Origin of the sequence: Periweissella ghanensis (assembly GCF_918814755.1) — a bacterium.
GTDB classification, from domain to species: Bacteria; Bacillota; Bacilli; order Lactobacillales; family Lactobacillaceae; genus Periweissella; species Periweissella ghanensis.
Genome location: NZ_CAKKNT010000033.1, coordinates 1 through 17,453, shown reverse-complemented (window position 1 = coordinate 17,453; position 17,453 = coordinate 1). Strand labels below are relative to the sequence as shown.

Below are 17,453 nucleotides of genomic sequence, written 5' to 3'. Positions count from 1 at the left end.
TATATTTTTATCTGTTAAATTTAGTGAACGTAGAATACAATTGTTATGGGACATCATTTATACCTATGCTTTCTTTGGTTTTCGTCGACTTAATTTTAGCACTAGGACATATGGTGTCCTATTTTTTTTGCAAAAAAAAGATGTCGATGATTTTACTCATCAACATCAAATAGTGTAGAACCTTTTTAAATGATATCAATTTTTTTAATACATCTTATTAATAAAATCAGCTTGATCTTTCATATCAGGATAGACAAAGGCTTTATCAATTCCAATATTTTCGAGTTCTTTTTTGATGATTTTTTTAGAGCCCCCGTCAATATTAAATACTAGTGATGCTGACTCTACCATGGCAACACATGTACAAGAAGGTTTAAAAGGATTGAATAAATTTTTAATAAATCTTTTTTTACAAATAGGCTTTGGTTTACAAATACAATTTATTTTTTCGACATTATGATATTCTAAGACCTTTTCGGCTAAAAATGTTTTATTACTAAATGGGACATGGATAAATAATCCTTTTTGATGCTTAATTTTTTCATCTACTACAGGCGGTACTAAAAAGTGTGGAATGAACAAATCACGGACATCAAAAATTTCATCGTATTGCGCCCCACGGTACGTACCGGCAGTATGGTAAAAGCTTTGATATTCAAACGTTTTAAAAAGAGTATCGAGATCTTTTTTAAAGGCTGCATATAATGGCTCAAAGTTTTTTTCATCTAAAGGCTCAAATTTTATAGGTGCCTTATTTGTATACTTTGCATACAATGCCTTATAAATTTCTACCTTAAGACTGGTATTAACAGGCTCATTTAAGGCAGAATAAATAAGCGATTCGATATCATTTACAAAATTAACTGTATTTTCAATTAATTTATTTCGATCGTCACTATTCATAAATGATAATGTAGCTAATAACTGTGCAGTATCGCTATTTGAATTTTTAAGCTTGTTATTTTTGTTAGTAAACATATAAAAAATCGCATTTTTTTCATTTGAATCATTTTCAACCGCAAAGTAAAGTGAAACAAGTGGGTTTTCAGAAATATCTAACAAACGGGTTTTTAGACCATTGTGTTGGGCAATTGCCAACCGTTCAAAGTTACTACTTGAATTATATTCCGGATGTAAATTATAGAATTTGTTTAAGTAGTCTTCCTCGTAATCATTTTTTATGAGACTCTTATTTCCATCACGTAGTAGAGATGGTGTATATTCTGTACTTTCAAACTTTTGACCAGCACCACGGTAATAGTACTTAGTATCGCCTTCTTTTAATGCTTCAATACGTTTTAAAAATTCAGTTAATGATTTAACGGGCGTAGTATCAGTCATATAATATCTTTCCTTTTAATTTATTTAATAATATTTACACTTTTTAAAACAAATACATTAATTATTATAAAATAAATTCAATCTAAAGCAAAACCTTTTCTACAAAAATACCCTGCGCTCATTTGAGTGCAGGGTATTTCACTATTTAGCTATTCAATTACAGCTTACTTGCGTTGCTTGAACCAGTACCAGCCACCATACACGGCGACGACACCAAGAAGGGCGGCCGCAAAGGCACTGGCTTTCTTGATATCACCGCTGACGTTTACGGGGGCGGCTTGTGGTTGCGTTGCCGCGGCTGCTAATTTACGGTTACTGTTATTGGCAACCGGTGCGGCCGTTTTTGCTGGCGCTGGCTTGGCAGTAGTTGCGTGGGCTTCGGGTTTAGTCGTTACAACTTTAACCACTGCTGGCTTAACGGCATTCGTGTCATGCGTTTGTCCGGCGGCAATTACCGCACTTGTTGGCACGACGGGCATCCCAGTATTACCAGCAAGTGCACTTAAGTTAGTCGGCACGTTACCACCATTGAAAATCGCGGCATTCGTGAAGCTTTGATTGATCAAGCTGGCGGGCGTATTAGTTGGCAGCATTTTGCCACCTTGTAACTTGAAGTAAACATTGTAGACATGGTTGTAGATAAAGCTCCCAACTTTAATGTCGACATGCATTGTTTCCAAGAATTCAGGAGCGCTTAATTGCGCGGCCGTCAATGGTAAGGCATACGTCATCACGTAGTTGCTACCATCCTTGACCGCACTCACTTGGCGACCACTCAAGAGCGTTAGGCTATTAGGACCAAAGGCCAGTGGCACCACCGCTTTAACCAACAACATGCCACTACCATTTGGTTGGACTTGTAACGTGGCCGTTGGTTGGATATATTGGTTGGCGACCGAAGCAGATTGCGATTGATCACCCTTTAAAATTTGCAAGCCGACGGAACGAGTCATGCTAAAGGGACCTTGCGGCTTCATAATCGGACTCGTGTGCCCAGTGTGACTAGCTTGGTTACCGGTGTTGCTAGGACTTGTTGGTAAGTCAAAGGGTAGCTTAGTCGGATCAACGGGTGGTTGCGGATCGTAGTTCGTACTGTGCACGATTTTAAAGTAGACGTTGTAAATATTGTTATAAACAAACGTCCCAAAATTAATATCAACGTGCATGTTTTCAAGTAACGCCGGTTCCTTCATTTGCGCGGCCGTCAATGGTAATTGGTAGTTCAAAATGTAGCTATCACCGGCTTTTTGGGCGCTGACTTGCTTAGCATCCTTGAACATTACCCCATCTTTACCATAGTTAGTTGGCACTACGAGTTTGAAGTTCAAAATCCCGCTGCCGTTGGGGTGGGTCACTAATGTTGCTTGTTGCATGATAAACGTACTGGCCACCGAAGTTAAGTTCGGGTTATCGCCTTTAGTTACGAGCAATTTCACCGGCGTTGCTTGGTCGGCTGAATTGGCTTTTTGTAAATCAAATGGTTGGACGACCGTGCCGTTAAAGTTACGCGTCACACTCTTAGTGCCAAGCTTGCTCCACGTAAAGTTGGTGCTACCGGCGGCTGTTTGGGGTGCGTAAGTCACAAAAATTCCTTTTAAATCAGCCGGTGTGCCACTAGCGTACGTCAATGGAATCACCGTGCCATCAATATCTTTGGCCGCTAAATTCGTTGTGAAACTACTTTTAGCGGGTAAAAGTAAGGTTGGTTGCGTGATAAATTGGAACTTGGCATTGAAGTAATCAAGTTGATTGAGCGCGTGCAAGGGACTGATATCCAAGACTTGATTACGGGGGAATTCGAGATCCGTTAAGTTAGTTAACTTGGCCAAGGGGCTGACATCACTAACTTGGTTGTTCCCAAATTCCAAATCCGTTAATTTGGTTAAATTAGCCACCGGGGTTAAATCCGTCACTGAATCTTTACTAAAGACCAACGTTGATAAGTTAGTAAGTTTAGCGACCGGGCTAATGTCAGTAATTTGGGCGTTAAAATCAATTGCCAATTGCGTTAAATTAGGCATTTTTGGTAATAACGTTTTGATATCTTGGTTAGTTAAATCAAGTTGTGAAGCGTTAAAAATTTGGAGCTTGGTTAAGGTATTTAGGCTTGCAATATTCGTTTGCGGGTTATTACCGGCCGTTAATTGCGTTAAATTAGTTAACTTGGCAATTGGTGACCAATCAGCCAATTTATTAGAATTAACACTCAAATTGGTGAGGCCACGGTAGTTAGTTAAACCTTTAACATCGGTGATTTTATTTAATGAGACATCAAGGGTTGTGAGGGGGGCATTGGGGGCAATTGGTGGTAACGCCGTCAAATTATTCCCAAACATTTGTAAGGTGGTGAGCTTCGTTAAATTAACTAAGCCCGCTAACTTGGCCGGTTGTGCCCCATAAGAGTCCCCCCCTAAGTTAAGTGATTGCAAGTTAGGATTTTTCAAGGCGGCTAAATCCGGCATGCTATCGGCATGGTTAAAGCGTAAACTAAGACTAGTTAGATTAGGTAAGGCCCCAATTGGGGTAAGGTCGCTGTAACTATTTTCAGTTAAATCGAGGGACTGCAAGTTGGTTGCATATTGTAAACCGTCTAGATTACTGATGTCATCGGCGGTTAAATTAAGTTGCGTCAATTGCGCCATATTGGCTTGTGTCAATTTAACGCCATCGCCGAGCGCATCACGGATGGCTTCACGTAAATTTTTATCCGGCATCCACGTATCAACGGCAACGTCGGTATGCGGAACTGAATCATCAATTGGGGTAGCATGCACGTGGCTTTGCGGGACGGCTCCTAAAGTAAAAGCAGTTATGAGCAAAACCAAATAATATTTTTTCATTTGAAAAAAAATTCCTTTCTAATAGTCAGTAACTATTAAGTTATTGTATACTATTGAGTAACAGTTCACAAACGTTTATTTAATTTTTTGATTAGACAAAACTTTTGACATCAATTTAACCAATTCAATCTAAGGAGAATTTAACGTGTTTAAACGAGTAATAATTGCTGGGGCGACCATGCTTATCACATTGGTATGTGCCAGTTCATTGGCGGGGGCGCAAGCGGTTCCGTACGAGATTTTAAAGGATGGATCAGCTAGTCAGCAGTCATATGCGAGTGCCTATTTTGTTAATCCGGCCAATGTGACCGTTGCTAATGGCCAATATCATGTGGCGATTTCAATTGCCACGACCCATGATTTGGGCAGTTTCCCCGTCACAATTGGCTCCATAGCGGGGCAAACACCATCAATTAGTAAACGGACGCAAGGCAATACCGATTATTATACGTTTAATTTTGTGACGACCAATTTAACGAGTTTAGTTAATGGCGCCATGCACGTCGATGTCGATGCGTTGAATTATCACCATGATTATGGCTTTGGTTTAAAATTTAATACTGCCAGTTTGCCAGCATTAAGCACAGCTGCGACACCGCAAGCTAGTGCCAGTTCCGCTGCGACTAGCAGTCGTCAGGCAAGTAGTAGTGTGGCCGCAGCCAGCAGCCAAGCAAGTAGTAGTAGCGTTAGCAGTTCTGTTGACAAGAGCGGTTCTTCACAAAGTAGTAGTGCTAACACTAGCAGTAGTGGCCTTGTGAATAAAACTTCACAAAGTAGCAGTAGCGCGGTGGCCCAGTCAGTTGCTACCGTTAAGTCAAGCCGCCCGGCCGCCGATTCATTTTTACATGGTTCGATTTGGATGTATGCTCTTGGTGGGGTTGCTGGTGGTGGTATTTTAATTGGCTTATTGACGTTACTTAAAAAACACTAACCTAGCCAATAGATGGGAAAAACAATGCGCAATAAAAAAATTATTTTTAGTAGTCTCGTATTAGTCGGCTTACTAGCGGGTGGCGCGGTGTGGCAATTAACACGCTCAAGTGCAACAACTGGCGCTAAACCAGTCGCAACCACCGTCGCCCAAGCCGAAATTTTAGATCGCCTCGGCGTGGCCGTGGCCGGCGTACCGTCAACCACGGAAACCTTACCGGCCGCTGATCGGGATTTACCCAAAGTTGGTAATCATACGAGCATTAACTTTGAACAAATTAGCAAAATTAATCCAAGTGTCGTCTATGTCGATCAAGCGGTTGCCGATGATTACACGGCTAAATTAAAGCAACAACACACGCCGATGCACATTTTGAATTTTAATGATTATGCCCACATGCGCCAAAGCATTACGCAATTAGGGGCCACGTATCATGAACAAGGGGCGGCTGAAAAATTATTACAGCAAATTACTTTGCCCAAAACACACGCCGCCAAAGGGGTTAAAGTCTTAATTTTGATGGGGATGCCAGGTGGGGCCTTTTTAGTGGCCAACCAGCATAGTTATGTTGGTGATTTGGTCACGCGGGCTGGGGGTACGGTGGTCGCCGGTGATCCTAATAGTATGTACGCCCCGGCTAATCCGCAAACGATTGCCCAACTTAATCCGGATGTCGTGATTCGCTTTGCCCATGCGATGCCGGCAAGTGTACAAGCTAACTTTGTCGAAACTTTCAAACAAGCCCCGTATAATAATTTAGCGGCTACCCAGCACCACCATGTCTATGATGCCGCCGCCCCGGAATTTGGTTTAACGGCGAACTTACATGTTAAGGATGCCTATACCCAGATTCAAAAATGGTTGGAGGCGGCTAAATGAAGCGCCTCAGTTGGTGGTTAGTCGCGGGCTTGGTAGCGATTAGTGGCATCACACTAGCTCTACCATTAGGCCATACTTGGCCGACACCGCAAATTTTCTGGGAACTGCGGGTGCCGCGCTTAATTTTTGCAATCCTTGGCGGCGCGATGTTAGCCGCCAGTGCCGTTATTTTCCAAACGACGCTCCGGAATCGCTATGTTGACGGTGGCATGCTCGGGTTAGCTAGCGGGGTTGAATTAGGTAATGCCGTGCTCGCAGTGTTCTTTGCGCCGGCGACCCCATGGCGGGTCCTGACAGGGGCAGTGTGGGCGGTTGTGTGGTTATTAATTTTACGTGCTAGCATGTTACGCATTTTGCGCCAACCGCTTCAATTATTACTCGGCGGTCTGGGCGTGGCGATGGTCTTAAACGCAATTACCACGCTTTTGACGAGTAACCAAGGTTTCGTCGGGAAGTCATTGGCCAATGTGACCGTCCAAGACACGTGGTTGCTAGCAATTGTCGGCATCGTGGGCATTATCATCTGGCAAATTGCCGGGACCACGTTAACGTATTTTGCCCTCCCAAAATTACATATCGTTCAACTCGGTATTGATGAAACTCGCTTGAGCTTATTGTGGCAACTGGGAGCCGCGTTATTTATCGGGGCAGTTACCGCCGTCTTAGGGACCACTTTTTTTGTTGGTTTAATCATCGCCCAAGTCATCGCGCAAGTGGTTGTTAAACCCGCCCAAAGTCGCTTAGTGGTGACGGGATTACTCGGCGCAGTCATGTTAAGTACTAGTGACTTGCTGGCGCATAGCGTGCACTATCCGGTTGAATTACCAACGGGCGCCGTGTTGATGTTATTAACCGCCCCGCTACTATTGGTTTTATGGAAGCGGGCCCCATGTTAATTAAAAATATTACGTTGCCACGTGATTTGTTAACGTTATCGGAAGCCCCGTTACCCGACCAGCAAATTACGGTGTTGTTAGGGCCCAATGGGAGTGGGAAGTCAACGTTGCTTGCTCAGCTGGCGACTCAAATTCCGGACTGTGCCTATTTGCCGCAACACAATCAAAGTTATGATGCGTTGACGGTTGGTGATTTACTAGCAATAGGGCAACAACGGGCAGTAACACCGATTGCGGTCGATGTCGTTGCCGAACTCGAGTTAACGCCATTATTAGCCCAAGATGTCAGTCAATTATCTGGTGGCCAACAACAACGGGTCTGGTTAGCCTTTGTTTTACTCCAAAATGCGCCGGTAATTTTATTAGATGAACCCCTAAATGCCTTGGATTTACGGTATCAAAAACGGGTTTTGGATTTGTTGCCGCAGTTATCCGCGACAATTTTAGTTGTTGTGCATGATTTGAATTATGCCTATCAAATTGCTGAGTGGGTCTGGTTATTTACCGCTGGTGAAATTACCATTGGCCAGCCGGCAACGATTATGACCGCCTCAACCTTAACAGCGGCTTTTGCGACCCCAGTCGTCGTTGATCAGACGGTGAGTGGTGAGGTTATTTTTCGGATTTAAACAAATAAAAAGAGTTCAGAAAATATTTTTTCTGAACTCTTTTTATTTAGAACTATTTACTGCGGATAACGTCACCGCCGTGTGTGTTAATAATTAATTTACCACCATTATTAACATTACCACGGCCGTTATCAGCAAACGCATTTTTACCGCCATCGGTGACAATGTTGAGGTTAAGCGCCAACGCATCTTGATTAGTCAAATATACATTACCACCATTGGAATTAATGATAACCGTGTGCGGTTGACTAATATTGCTGAGATGCACGTTACCGCCATTGGAATTAAGGATCACGGTTTTTAGCTTTGTGGCGGCCGTAATTGGAATGGCGAGGTTAACGGTGTGCCGGGCCTTTTTAGCGTTGAAAAGCCGGTGACCTTGCGAGTTATTGAAATTAAGATTCAACGCATCGGCTTGCTTTTGGATAATTTCATCTTGCTTGATAAAGGCGGGGGTCACGTAGGCATCTAATTTGATGGTGCTCGTGCCGGTGTTGGCGAAACTGATATTAATGTCGTTACCGCCGGATGCTAATTTAATGTTTTGCACCGCATCATTAGTTGGAATATCTACTTGATAATGCGTCAAATTACTTTGTGCGCGATAAAAATAAAAGCCAATTCCCAGAACAATACACGAGATAAGGAAGATGACCATGGTCGTATTTCTGCGTTTTGTGGTTAGCATAAAATAATCCTTTCTGAATTGATGAGGGGGAGGTAGTGGAGAGGCAGTGGGGCCAAAACGTGCTCGAAGGTGCAAGCGCCTAAGCATATACGAAATATCCTACTGACTCAAAGCCCAAGTCATTGGCTATTGCTAGTATACTACGTCGCTTAGCGCACCTACTCACACTCTTTCAAAACGTGCTCGTAGCCCCAAAGCCCTGTGCCTACCACCAATTAGATAAGATACCAAGACCGTATCTTTCGCTAATTGTCAGTAGTGCTCGTTCTTTACCCGGGGCTACTCGCACTCTTTCAAAACGTGCTCGAACAACCAGCCAGTTCCGCCTAACTTTAAATCACTAACGATGCCAAACCCGCATAATCAGTGATTTTCGTTAGTACTCACTGCCTACCGGTTGTTCTCGCACTCTGGCCAAGAAACACTCGCCGGATACATACCCCCATCATACACCAACGTATGGCTTGGCATTAATTCAAACGGCTCGCCGGCTTTGATTAAGTTATACACCGTGGTCTGTTGTAATGGCACCAAGTCAGCCAATGAAGGTAGAAGAGCGTTATCAGCCAACCACGCCGCTTTCAAATCATCAGCCTGTTGGCGGCCATAACTTAAGATTGAACCGTTAAAGCCTTGCTTAGCGAGTTCGGCGGCTGGTGTTTGGTGGGCATCTTCAATCCGACTGCGCAATAAGTTTAATACGGTAGTTGAGCGGGTATTAAAGTTCAAATCCGTTGCAAAGCGCGTCACCGCATTTAAGATCGCGGCAGCTCCTTCTTGGGCTAAAGTGTGGGTGGCGGCTTCTTCACTAGCGACATAGGCGTTTAATTCTTGGGCGCCAGCTAATTCATCAGCACTCGGGTCATCGTTTGGTAATGTAAGGCAGAATAACGTGAAGAGGGCGAGGAAATCCAACGTCGTGCTAGCAACGCCGGTTAATGATTGGCCGTCTAACTCGATGTTTTCAAAGGTAATCCCATTAGCTAAGCCACGTTCATCATGCGTCATCGTAAAGGCTGGGCGTTGTTGTAAATGCCAAAGCGTACCGGCAATGCTACGGCAACCAATTTCATTTGCTGCCCCAAAACCTTCAGGCACAAAGGGTGAGTTGCCAAACATGTACGTAATGAACCATTGATACATGTGGAGGCGGTCACTAACTTTTTGGACCACTGCGGCATTAAAACTCGCTTGGTCAGCATATTCGGTGTGGTAAGCACGTGTGTAAAGTTGCATCAACAATAAGGGATTGAACTTAATGCTGACAGCAGCTCGGTTAATTAATTGCGTGGGGGCAGTTTGTGCTAAAGCCAAGTGGGCAGGGTTAGTCAAGCGTGATGGCATTGCGTAGGGCCACGTTAATTGGTTGGCGTCTAAGCTAGTTTCAACCGCATCGGCTAACAATGTCAGTTCATCTAACACCCCATCAATTTGCGGATGGAATTTGGTGGTTAAAATCACTTGGTCACTGGCTGCATCGATCTGGACACTCGGATGATCAGTTAGTTGCCAATCGTTGAGGACAGGGGTCAAAATTTCACCAGCTTGGTTAATAACTTGATGCCGGACTTGGACCTGGTATTCTAATTGTTGCAGTTCTTTCGTTAGTTGGGCTGCTTGGACAGTCTCAAAAAAATTAGCTAACATATGATCTCCTTAAACTTCCGATTAATATTTAATTCTTATTATACTTGAATTAATCGGTTATTTCTTAGAAAATTATAATTTTTAATTTCCAGTAAAATGCGATACTATGGGCATTAATAAAACTTTGGAGGAGCTTATGCTATTTATTGAAAAACCATACGAATTTGCCCCGGTAATCGTCCCTGATGATGTGACCGTGACGCCAGACATTGCCTATATGACCGGTGCGCGGCATACGTTAGATATTTACCAACCAAAGCAAGCTACCAGTGGCTTACGACCAGTTATCATCGATATTTATGGTGGTGGTCTATATTTTGGTGATAAAAGTTCATTTAAGTTACAAAACTCCCTTAAACTTACAAAAGCAGGGTTTGTCGTGGTTAGTCCGGATTACTCATTAATTTGGCAACAACCATTCCCCACCCAAATTCATGAAATCAAAGCCGTTATTCGTTGGGTACGTGCCCATGCCGCTGAATACCAAATTGATCCGCAACGCATTATTTTAAGTGGTGAATCATCTGGGGCCCACTTGGCGGTTTTAACTGCGGTGACAGCCCATCAAAATACGATGCGCGATGTGACGTTTGGAAAATATCCTGAGCAACCAGAAACCGTCCAAGCGGTGATGGCGTCATACGGTCCGTACCAAATGGATGTAATGCCTGACCAATTTAAGGTCTTGGGTCTCACACCAAAATTCCCCGAAACCGGGGCGGCAAATTCGTTTGAAGGGCAAATGTTTGATCAACAAGCGCCCAAAACGGTGCCGGATTTAGTGGCTGAATATAATCCCGCCACGTATTTTGTAGCGGGGATGCCACCGATGTTGATTTTGGCCGGCAACGATGACCATGTGGTGCCCGTTTTACAAAGTCAAAACTTAGCGGTTGCCGCCTTACAAGTCTTGCCCGCCGACCAAGTTGCTTGTTGGTGGGTCCAAGATGGTGATCACGGTCCGGCTGATTTTGCTGGGGATGACGTCGTCGCGTGGAAGCTCGATCATTTACAAGCATGGGGTTTAACCAAATAACCCACGATTGTGCAATACACTAAGGAGCTGTGACAGAAGTCGGGAGATATCGAGAAATACACTAAAAATCCTCTATGAAGAAAATTCTTCATAGAGGATTTTTCGAATATATCGGCTTTTACGAGCGCGGTTTAACAAAAAAGGTTTGCTAGAACGGTTTGTAACTACGCGCTAGATTGGTTATTCAAAGACGACAAATTGCTTACTTAACTTATTAAGCTTGTCGGCCATATTTGATAAGTTACCGACGTTAGTACTGAAATTGTTCATGGTGCCTAGCACATCGTGGGCATTGGCAGATACTTCCTCGGTCCCAGCGGAATTTTCTTCCGTGGCGGCTGAAATATTTTCCAAATTAGTGAGCACGGCGTTTTGAATGACGTTGATTTTGCTACTTAATTGTTCGATGGTATCGATTTTATCAATCAAGGCGGTGTTATTTTCAAAGACTTGATTTGTAGAAGTAATCGCTTCAGCAATCAAGGCCGATTGCTTTTCACCACCTTTAACGGACGCGGTTGTTTGTGCGACCATTTCGCTAGAGTGTTGTTGGACTTTGGTAATGATTTTGACGATATCTTTGGTTGACGCCTTACTTTGTTCAGCTAGCGTGCGAATTTCAGCAGCCACGACCGCGAACCCTTCACCCGCTTTGCCGGCACTAGCGGCTTCAATTGAGGCGTTTAAGGCGAGTAAGTTAGTTTGTTGTGAGATGCCGTTAATCACGTTAATGATTTGGCTGATATCTTGGATACTATTATTCATCGCGCTGACCTTGTCTAAAAGGGTTTGCATGTTTTGTAACTCTTTTTCCCAATTAGCTTCAACACTTTTGGTTAATGATAAATTATTTTTGTTTAAACGGGCTGATTGGTTAGATTTATCACTCATCAGCGTTACGAGTTGTTTTAATTCGCTGACAACTTCGGATAAGTCCCGCACTTGGGCGACACTCTTTTCAGTATCTTGTGCTTGGCTGCCAGTAACTTCGGCAATTGCAGTAATCGTGTGGGCCACGTCATCAGTTGAAGCGTTCGTTTTGTGTGATAAGCTCAATAATTCGGTCGCATCGTTGGCCAAGTTTTGACTTTCGCTTTGAACTTCACGAATCGTTTTATCGATGGTGGCTAACATCATATTAAAGTTGTAACTCATGCGTGCCATTTCATTACCATGCGCATCAGGCAACATTAACGTCGCAATTTTTTGGACGTGTTTACTATGTGCTTGCTTTTCAGCATCGGTAAATGGCCGAATCTTTTTTAAATGGCCGTTGGCGATTTCGGTATATAAATTTGAAAAGAAGCGTGTAAAGATTAGGGCACTCATACCCGCATAGCGTACCGCGATGGTTAAGCCGATGACAATGACGGCTAAAATACTCAAACAGATCCCCCAGTACATGCCGGTTGCTTGGGCATTGACATTGGCAGTGACCCCGGCTTTAGCCAACATCGCATGCATGACAAGATAGCCCGCCCCGACTAACACGATCATGGCAACGGTCATCCCAACGACAAATTGCCCCATTTTAGCTTTAACAATACTGTTCCCTGAATTTGTTAACATAATTGTTCCCCCAATTTATGTTCTAAATGTCTGTTTATAATAAAAATAAGTATTATATTTAAATAAAATAGCTATTAATTAGACAATCTATTTCATTAAACAAATATAGATTAAACTTAATTAAAGTTTTATGCAAATAATACGCTCGTAAATTTGCGAAATTTTGGGCAAATAAATACCCCGACCGAATTAGTTGAATTCAGACGAGGTATCTTTGGATGATTTAAATTAGCAAACTTCCACAGCGGTCAAAATGGTCCGGGCAATGTTATCAGCATCGCGTAACATCCGGTCATTTCCATATGGGCGTGGAAGGGAAGTGGTGAACCACATGTATTTTTCAGTTGGAACCCCATAAGCATGTAACCCAGCCATCCGCTGACCAGTACTGGTGATCAATTCAAATGTTTGGCGGTCAACAATTAAGGCCCCAGTTGAGTAAACTGATTGATCAGCTAGTAAGTAACTCGCACTAGTCATCACGCCTGCATCACGCAAGTTTGCTTCCAGTGGATTTATACTCCGGTGTAAATCAATCGCACCAAGCCGGGCTTCCACTAAGTTTGTAACAATATACTCGTAATTCGGATTATCCGTTGAGACAAAGAACTTATCAGCGGTAATACCAACCTTTAACCCCGCTGGTGCGGCTTCTAGAATGCCAGCTTCAATTAAAGCAAGCATTTGTTGAATCCGAATCCGCGGTGGTCCAACTGAGATCAAGCTTGAGAGGGCATTGAACTCGGTGAGGAACTTTTTGCGGTCATCGTTAGTAAACCCGTTACCTTCAATTAGAATCCGAATGTTATCGCGGATATCGCGAATTAAGTCAAACGCGGCCGTCAATGGGGCATCGAGATTACCTTTACCGGCATCTTCAATATCAAAGGCTAAGTAGCGTTCGATTAACGTTTCATAGTCGGTTGTTGTTTCATCTTCAGTCCCAAAGGGGTGGGTAACTTTTGTTAAGTCAAACAAATCACTAGCAGCAAAGCCAAATTCAAGGGCCGTCGCATTTAAATCGGTGCTGTTAACTAATTGGGCCGCTAAAGCCGTGACATCCCAAGCCCGTTCTTTGGCCAAGTTGGTGTAGTAAACATATTCCATTTCAGCGACAAACAACGCTTTGAAAGTCGCATAGGGCACAGTTTGTTGACCATTGGCAGTTAATTCCGCGAGTTTGGCTTCCGTTAAGAAGTGCGTCCGGTAACGCGTACCTTGTGTTTTTTGGTTAATTCCTTTGGCGTGTAATGGTAATCCACTGCGCGAACCGGCAATAATATGCGGTTCTAAGCCACTGGCATGGTACCGCAATGTGCCGGCACTGGTTGGTTCAAAATGGCCCCCACGTTGGACGGTCAATTGAATCATGTAGTCAAAGAAGCTTAAGCCTAAACCACGAATCACGACCGCTTCACCAGCTGGAATTGTGCTTAAATCCGCTTCAGCCGGGTGTTGGGCTTGAATGTAGTTGAGGTTATGTTCAGCTGCAAACGCCGCTAATTGGGCTTCTTCAGGCGTGGGCCGGTTACTTGAGTGGCCAAGCGCCATGACGACATGGTCTGCTGTGAAGTCACCAACATTAGTCACCACCGTGTAAGGCGGTTGGTCGTTATGAATATCCGTTACTTCCGCTTGGGTGTACGTTAATTCAATCCCCGCTGCTTGGGCCCGCGTTTGTAGTTGCTCGTAATACCAGTTGGCATAGAAGTTTAACAAGGCCCGGCTTGGGTAGCTGTTTAACGTTAGATCATTTAAGTGGTTCAAAAAGTAACTAGCGGTCCCTTGATCCGCATGAGCGGCAAGGTAAGCGGGTGCTTCGGTTTGGACCCATTCATAGAAGTTAGGTCCATTGTGGACAGGACCAGCCATCGCAACGGCCTCATCTGTGAAAAAGGTTAATTGTTGAATCGCACTGTTCATTAAAAATAGTGGATTTTGATCGATGCGCCAGACCCGGCCCCCAATGGCATAGGGGTCAATTAGCTGAATGCTTAAGCTATCGGCAGTGGCCTCGTGCTCATAGTTGCTGATTAGACGCTCGGCTAAGATGAGGCTCCGGGGCCCCGCACCGACGAGAATTGTCTTCATAATGTTTGGTACTCTCCTAATTTGCAAAATCGCTTAAAATTCTGGGGCATAAATCCCAATATCTTTGACGATGACTTTACCAACCCGTTTGCTGGCGTCACCGACGGTCAAGCCGACTTTCAAATATCCAAACGTAATCGTGGTATTGGCCCGAATCGCTGATCCTAAAATCTTACCAGTGGTCGCGTCTAATCCGGATGGAATATCGACCGCCACAACTGGTTGATTAGAAGCGTTAATTTTCTTAACGGCTTCGGATAACTTACCAGTGATATCACGCGTCAAACCAATCCCAAAGAGGGCGTCGATAATAAGTGTGTAATCACGGAAATCTTTGATTGAGTGGCCAATTTTGACTTGGTATTTGCGACAAATTGCCAATTGCTCTTTGTTAGCTTTTGATAATTTGCGTTCATCACCTAAGAGCAAGACTTTGACATCGATGCCTTTAAGGTGAAGGAGCCGGGCAATTGCCAAGCCATCACCCCCATTATTACCAGTACCGGCAACAATTAGGACACGTGATAAATCAAAGCCCCCGGCGGCAATGGTGGCAATGACTGATAAGGCTGCCCGTTCCATCAATACCGCGCTGGGCATCCCGATTGTTTCGATTGTATATTTGTCGTAAGCTTGCATCTGTTGAGCTGTTACTACAGTTGGTTCCAAAATGCTCACCTCTACTTCTTCGTTATTATTTCTAGAATCAATTCGGTTATTATTATACAATGAAATAAAGTAAGTAAAAACAATAAAGGTAGAATTAATTAAGATGGATAAAGATCTGATTGCCGCTGATATGCCGGAATTAATGGAACAACTCGCGTATTTGGATGCTCAAGGTACGCCAACGACGGTTCCATTATTAGTGATGGACACAATGTTACGAGGGCTCCAAGCGATTTTTGATGAAAAGCTTGAAGGGCATTACTACACGGTGCGGCAAGTCGGGGATGACTTTGTTGTAACTGACTTTATGAAACAAGAAGTTGGCACGATTACCAACGCGCAATTTAATTTTGTCACCGCCTTTGAAACGCAAGGCCCATTCTTATGGGACATGTTGGAACGAGAAGCGATTAAAATTTTAGGGCGGTAGATAGATCCTGGAGGTCAATCATGGAAATGGAAGCATATGTATTACGCGAATTTGGTGACTTAGCGCATTTAGTTGAATTAAGTACGCCGGAACCAACGATTTCACCCAAGCAAGTTTTAGTCCGCCAGTGTGCCATTGCAATTGAACCATACGATGTCGCCTTTTGTGCCGGGCAAACAGATGGTCATGCCTTACCAGTTATTCCTGGTTCGAGTGTGGCTGGTGAGATTGTTGCCGTTGGGGATGCGGTGACGGGTTACCATATTGGTGAACGGGTAGTCGCATCGCGGTATTTAAAAACGTATGGTGAGTATGTACCAGTTAACCAACGCGAATTAGCCCGCATTCCAGCTGAAATGAGTTATGCCCAAGCCGTTAGTCTGGCGGTTTCTGGTCAAACGGCGTACCAAATGATTCGCCACTACTTGCAACCAATGCCCAACCAAACGATTTTGATTCATGGGGGGATGGGTAATGTTGGTCAGATCGCCATTCAACTTGCCCAAAATACGGGGGCTAAAGTATACACGACCGCTAGTACCGCCAACGTCGCTAAGTTAAATAAATTAGCTGACCTTACCGCGATTGATTACACCCAAACGCAATTAGCTGATTTAGGCATCGCATTTGATCTAGTATTAGATACAATTGGTGGTAAAACGTTAAAAGCTTCATTAGCCGTGGTTAAACCAGGTGGGAAGCTCGTATCAATTGTTGATGAACCTAATACTGGCCGTACCGATATTACCGCAACCCAAGAGTTCTTAACGAGTTCTGGGGCGGACTTAGAAGCTCTCTTGAATATGATTGTGAATGGTGTCTTACAGTTACCACCAATGGAAGTCGTACCGATGACATTAGCAAATGTGCGCGTCGGTCATGAATTAGTTGGGGCGGGGCATTACGATCGTAAATATGTATTAGTATATGAATAGACAGAAAAAAACCGGCAACGATAATTCGTTACCGGTTTTTATTAACGACTAATTACTTAGCGTCTTTAGTAGGAAGGTCGCCCTTACCTTTAGCCCAAGCTGCGATTGCGTCAACTTCTGCGCGACGCTTTGCTTTAGCAGTATCGTTAGCAGGAGCAACGGGACGTGTGCCTGCCCATGAGTTGTATGGTTTACGTTGTGCCATGATTAATGTCTCCTCTCGTGAATGTACTACCGAATTATTTTAACGTATCTAAGGCGTTTGTACAAGTAATAAACCAATTAAATATCAAAAAGGTTATTGAAATCTATGCCATTTTGTGATTTTAATAGGGGATGTTACGAGGGTTTAAACGCCAAACCAATTATTTGCGTAAGTTAGGCTTTAGTGTTTATATAATGAAGTAAAGTAACTTTTACTCGTTAGATTATGACTTTGAGCAAATTATTTTTAAAAAGTGCTTGCGCAGGTTATAATTCTGTTATATGATATTTAAGTTGTCTCGTAAGGCAGTTGCAAAACAGCTAAACGAATGACAATTACATTTAAATAACTACTTCGAAATTAATTTAAAAAAGTTGTTGACTTATTTAATTAAAGCGAGTATAGTAATTAGATGTTGCTTCATCACGAAGCGCAAACGTAGATCTTTGAAAACTGAATAAAGTTTTGACAATCAAATGTGTAAGTACTTTGAAACTAGATTTCAGAGTTAAACAAATTTGCGAATGTCAATTTCGCTAGTAAATTATGCTTCAAGCGTCTCCCCGACGTTTGAAGCGGATAACAAATGAGTCAACAGACATCATTTTTAAAATGAGAGTTTGATCCTGGCTCAGGATGAACGCTGGCGGCGTGCCTAATACATGCA

Annotated in this window: 15 protein-coding genes and 1 rRNA gene; 8 read left to right on the top strand and 8 right to left on the bottom strand. The window is 43.4% G+C overall.

The window, feature by feature from the left end; translation table 11 throughout:
- Positions 1–204: 204 nt before the first annotated feature.
- Together LQZ76_RS08920 and LQZ76_RS08915 are read right to left on the bottom strand one after the other, a co-directional pair.
- Positions 205–1,341 (bottom strand): FRG domain-containing protein, encoded by a 1,137-nt coding sequence (locus LQZ76_RS08920; RefSeq protein ID WP_230099374.1) that lies wholly within the window; start codon positions 1,339–1,341, stop codon positions 205–207.
- Positions 1,342–1,505: 164 nt separating this feature from the next.
- Positions 1,506–4,181, bottom strand: coding sequence for a leucine-rich repeat domain-containing protein (locus LQZ76_RS08915; RefSeq protein WP_230099373.1), 2,676 nt, complete (start codon positions 4,179–4,181; stop codon positions 1,506–1,508).
- A 145-nt stretch (positions 4,182–4,326) separates the two neighbouring features.
- Between LQZ76_RS08915 and LQZ76_RS08910 the strand changes: the two genes are divergently transcribed.
- From LQZ76_RS08910 to LQZ76_RS08895, 4 genes are read left to right on the top strand one after another with little or no spacing between them, the layout of a single operon-like run.
- Positions 4,327–5,112: an NEAT domain-containing protein gene (locus LQZ76_RS08910; RefSeq protein WP_230099372.1), complete on the top strand. Its 786-nt coding sequence runs from the start codon at positions 4,327–4,329 to the stop codon at positions 5,110–5,112.
- A gap of 12 nt (positions 5,113–5,124) precedes the next feature.
- Positions 5,125–5,991, top strand: coding sequence for an ABC transporter substrate-binding protein (locus tag LQZ76_RS08905; protein WP_230099371.1), 867 nt, complete (start codon positions 5,125–5,127; stop codon positions 5,989–5,991).
- Positions 5,988–6,887, top strand: a complete 900-nt coding sequence (locus LQZ76_RS08900; RefSeq protein ID WP_230099370.1) for an iron chelate uptake ABC transporter family permease subunit — start codon at positions 5,988–5,990, stop codon at positions 6,885–6,887. Before LQZ76_RS08905 ends, LQZ76_RS08900 begins: the two co-directional genes overlap by 4 nt.
- Positions 6,881–7,516 carry an ABC transporter ATP-binding protein gene (locus LQZ76_RS08895; protein WP_230099369.1) on the top strand — a complete coding sequence of 212 codons (636 nt, stop codon included), beginning with the start codon at positions 6,881–6,883 and terminating at the stop codon, positions 7,514–7,516. Before LQZ76_RS08900 ends, LQZ76_RS08895 begins: the two co-directional genes overlap by 7 nt.
- A gap of 52 nt (positions 7,517–7,568) precedes the next feature.
- Here the strand turns inward: LQZ76_RS08895 and LQZ76_RS08890 are convergent, their stop codons facing one another.
- Complete coding sequence (locus tag LQZ76_RS08890) at positions 7,569–8,204, bottom strand: DUF4097 family beta strand repeat-containing protein (protein ID WP_230099368.1); 636 nt, start codon at positions 8,202–8,204, stop codon at positions 7,569–7,571.
- A 390-nt stretch (positions 8,205–8,594) separates the two neighbouring features.
- Entirely contained in the window at positions 8,595–9,851 is a 1,257-nt protein-coding gene (locus tag LQZ76_RS08885) for a hypothetical protein (RefSeq protein WP_230099367.1), read from the bottom strand.
- 136 nt (positions 9,852–9,987) lie between these two features.
- On the opposite strand from LQZ76_RS08885, the gene LQZ76_RS08880 reads away from it, so the two are divergent.
- A complete protein-coding gene (locus LQZ76_RS08880; RefSeq protein ID WP_230099366.1) occupies positions 9,988–10,887 on the top strand; it encodes an alpha/beta hydrolase in 900 nt (299 codons plus the stop codon).
- A 180-nt stretch (positions 10,888–11,067) separates the two neighbouring features.
- On the opposite strand, the gene LQZ76_RS08875 is transcribed toward LQZ76_RS08880, so the two are convergent.
- The 3 genes from LQZ76_RS08875 to LQZ76_RS08865 form a co-directional block, all read right to left on the bottom strand.
- Entirely contained in the window at positions 11,068–12,456 is a 1,389-nt protein-coding gene (locus tag LQZ76_RS08875) for a methyl-accepting chemotaxis protein (protein WP_230099365.1), read from the bottom strand.
- Between the two features lie 228 nt (positions 12,457–12,684).
- Positions 12,685–14,547, bottom strand: coding sequence for an FAD/NAD(P)-binding protein (locus tag LQZ76_RS08870; RefSeq protein WP_230099364.1), 1,863 nt, complete (start codon positions 14,545–14,547; stop codon positions 12,685–12,687).
- Positions 14,548–14,580: 33 nt separating this feature from the next.
- Positions 14,581–15,216 carry an NAD(P)H-hydrate epimerase gene (locus LQZ76_RS08865; protein ID WP_284706040.1) on the bottom strand — a complete coding sequence of 212 codons (636 nt, stop codon included), beginning with the start codon at positions 15,214–15,216 and terminating at the stop codon, positions 14,581–14,583.
- 103 nt (positions 15,217–15,319) lie between these two features.
- On the opposite strand from LQZ76_RS08865, the gene LQZ76_RS08860 reads away from it, so the two are divergent.
- Both LQZ76_RS08860 and LQZ76_RS08855 read left to right on the top strand, forming a co-directional pair.
- Positions 15,320–15,646, top strand: coding sequence for a hypothetical protein (locus LQZ76_RS08860; RefSeq protein WP_230099363.1), 327 nt, complete (start codon positions 15,320–15,322; stop codon positions 15,644–15,646).
- Positions 15,647–15,666: 20 nt separating this feature from the next.
- Complete coding sequence (locus tag LQZ76_RS08855) at positions 15,667–16,581, top strand: NADP-dependent oxidoreductase (protein WP_230099362.1); 915 nt, start codon at positions 15,667–15,669, stop codon at positions 16,579–16,581.
- A gap of 52 nt (positions 16,582–16,633) precedes the next feature.
- Here LQZ76_RS08855 and LQZ76_RS08850 read toward each other — a convergent pair whose 3' ends face one another.
- Complete coding sequence (locus LQZ76_RS08850; RefSeq protein ID WP_168721768.1) at positions 16,634–16,786, bottom strand: hypothetical protein; 153 nt, start codon at positions 16,784–16,786, stop codon at positions 16,634–16,636.
- A gap of 608 nt (positions 16,787–17,394) precedes the next feature.
- Between LQZ76_RS08850 and LQZ76_RS08845 the strand changes: the two genes are divergently transcribed.
- A 16S ribosomal RNA gene (locus tag LQZ76_RS08845) occupies positions 17,395–17,453 on the top strand; the annotation flags it as partial.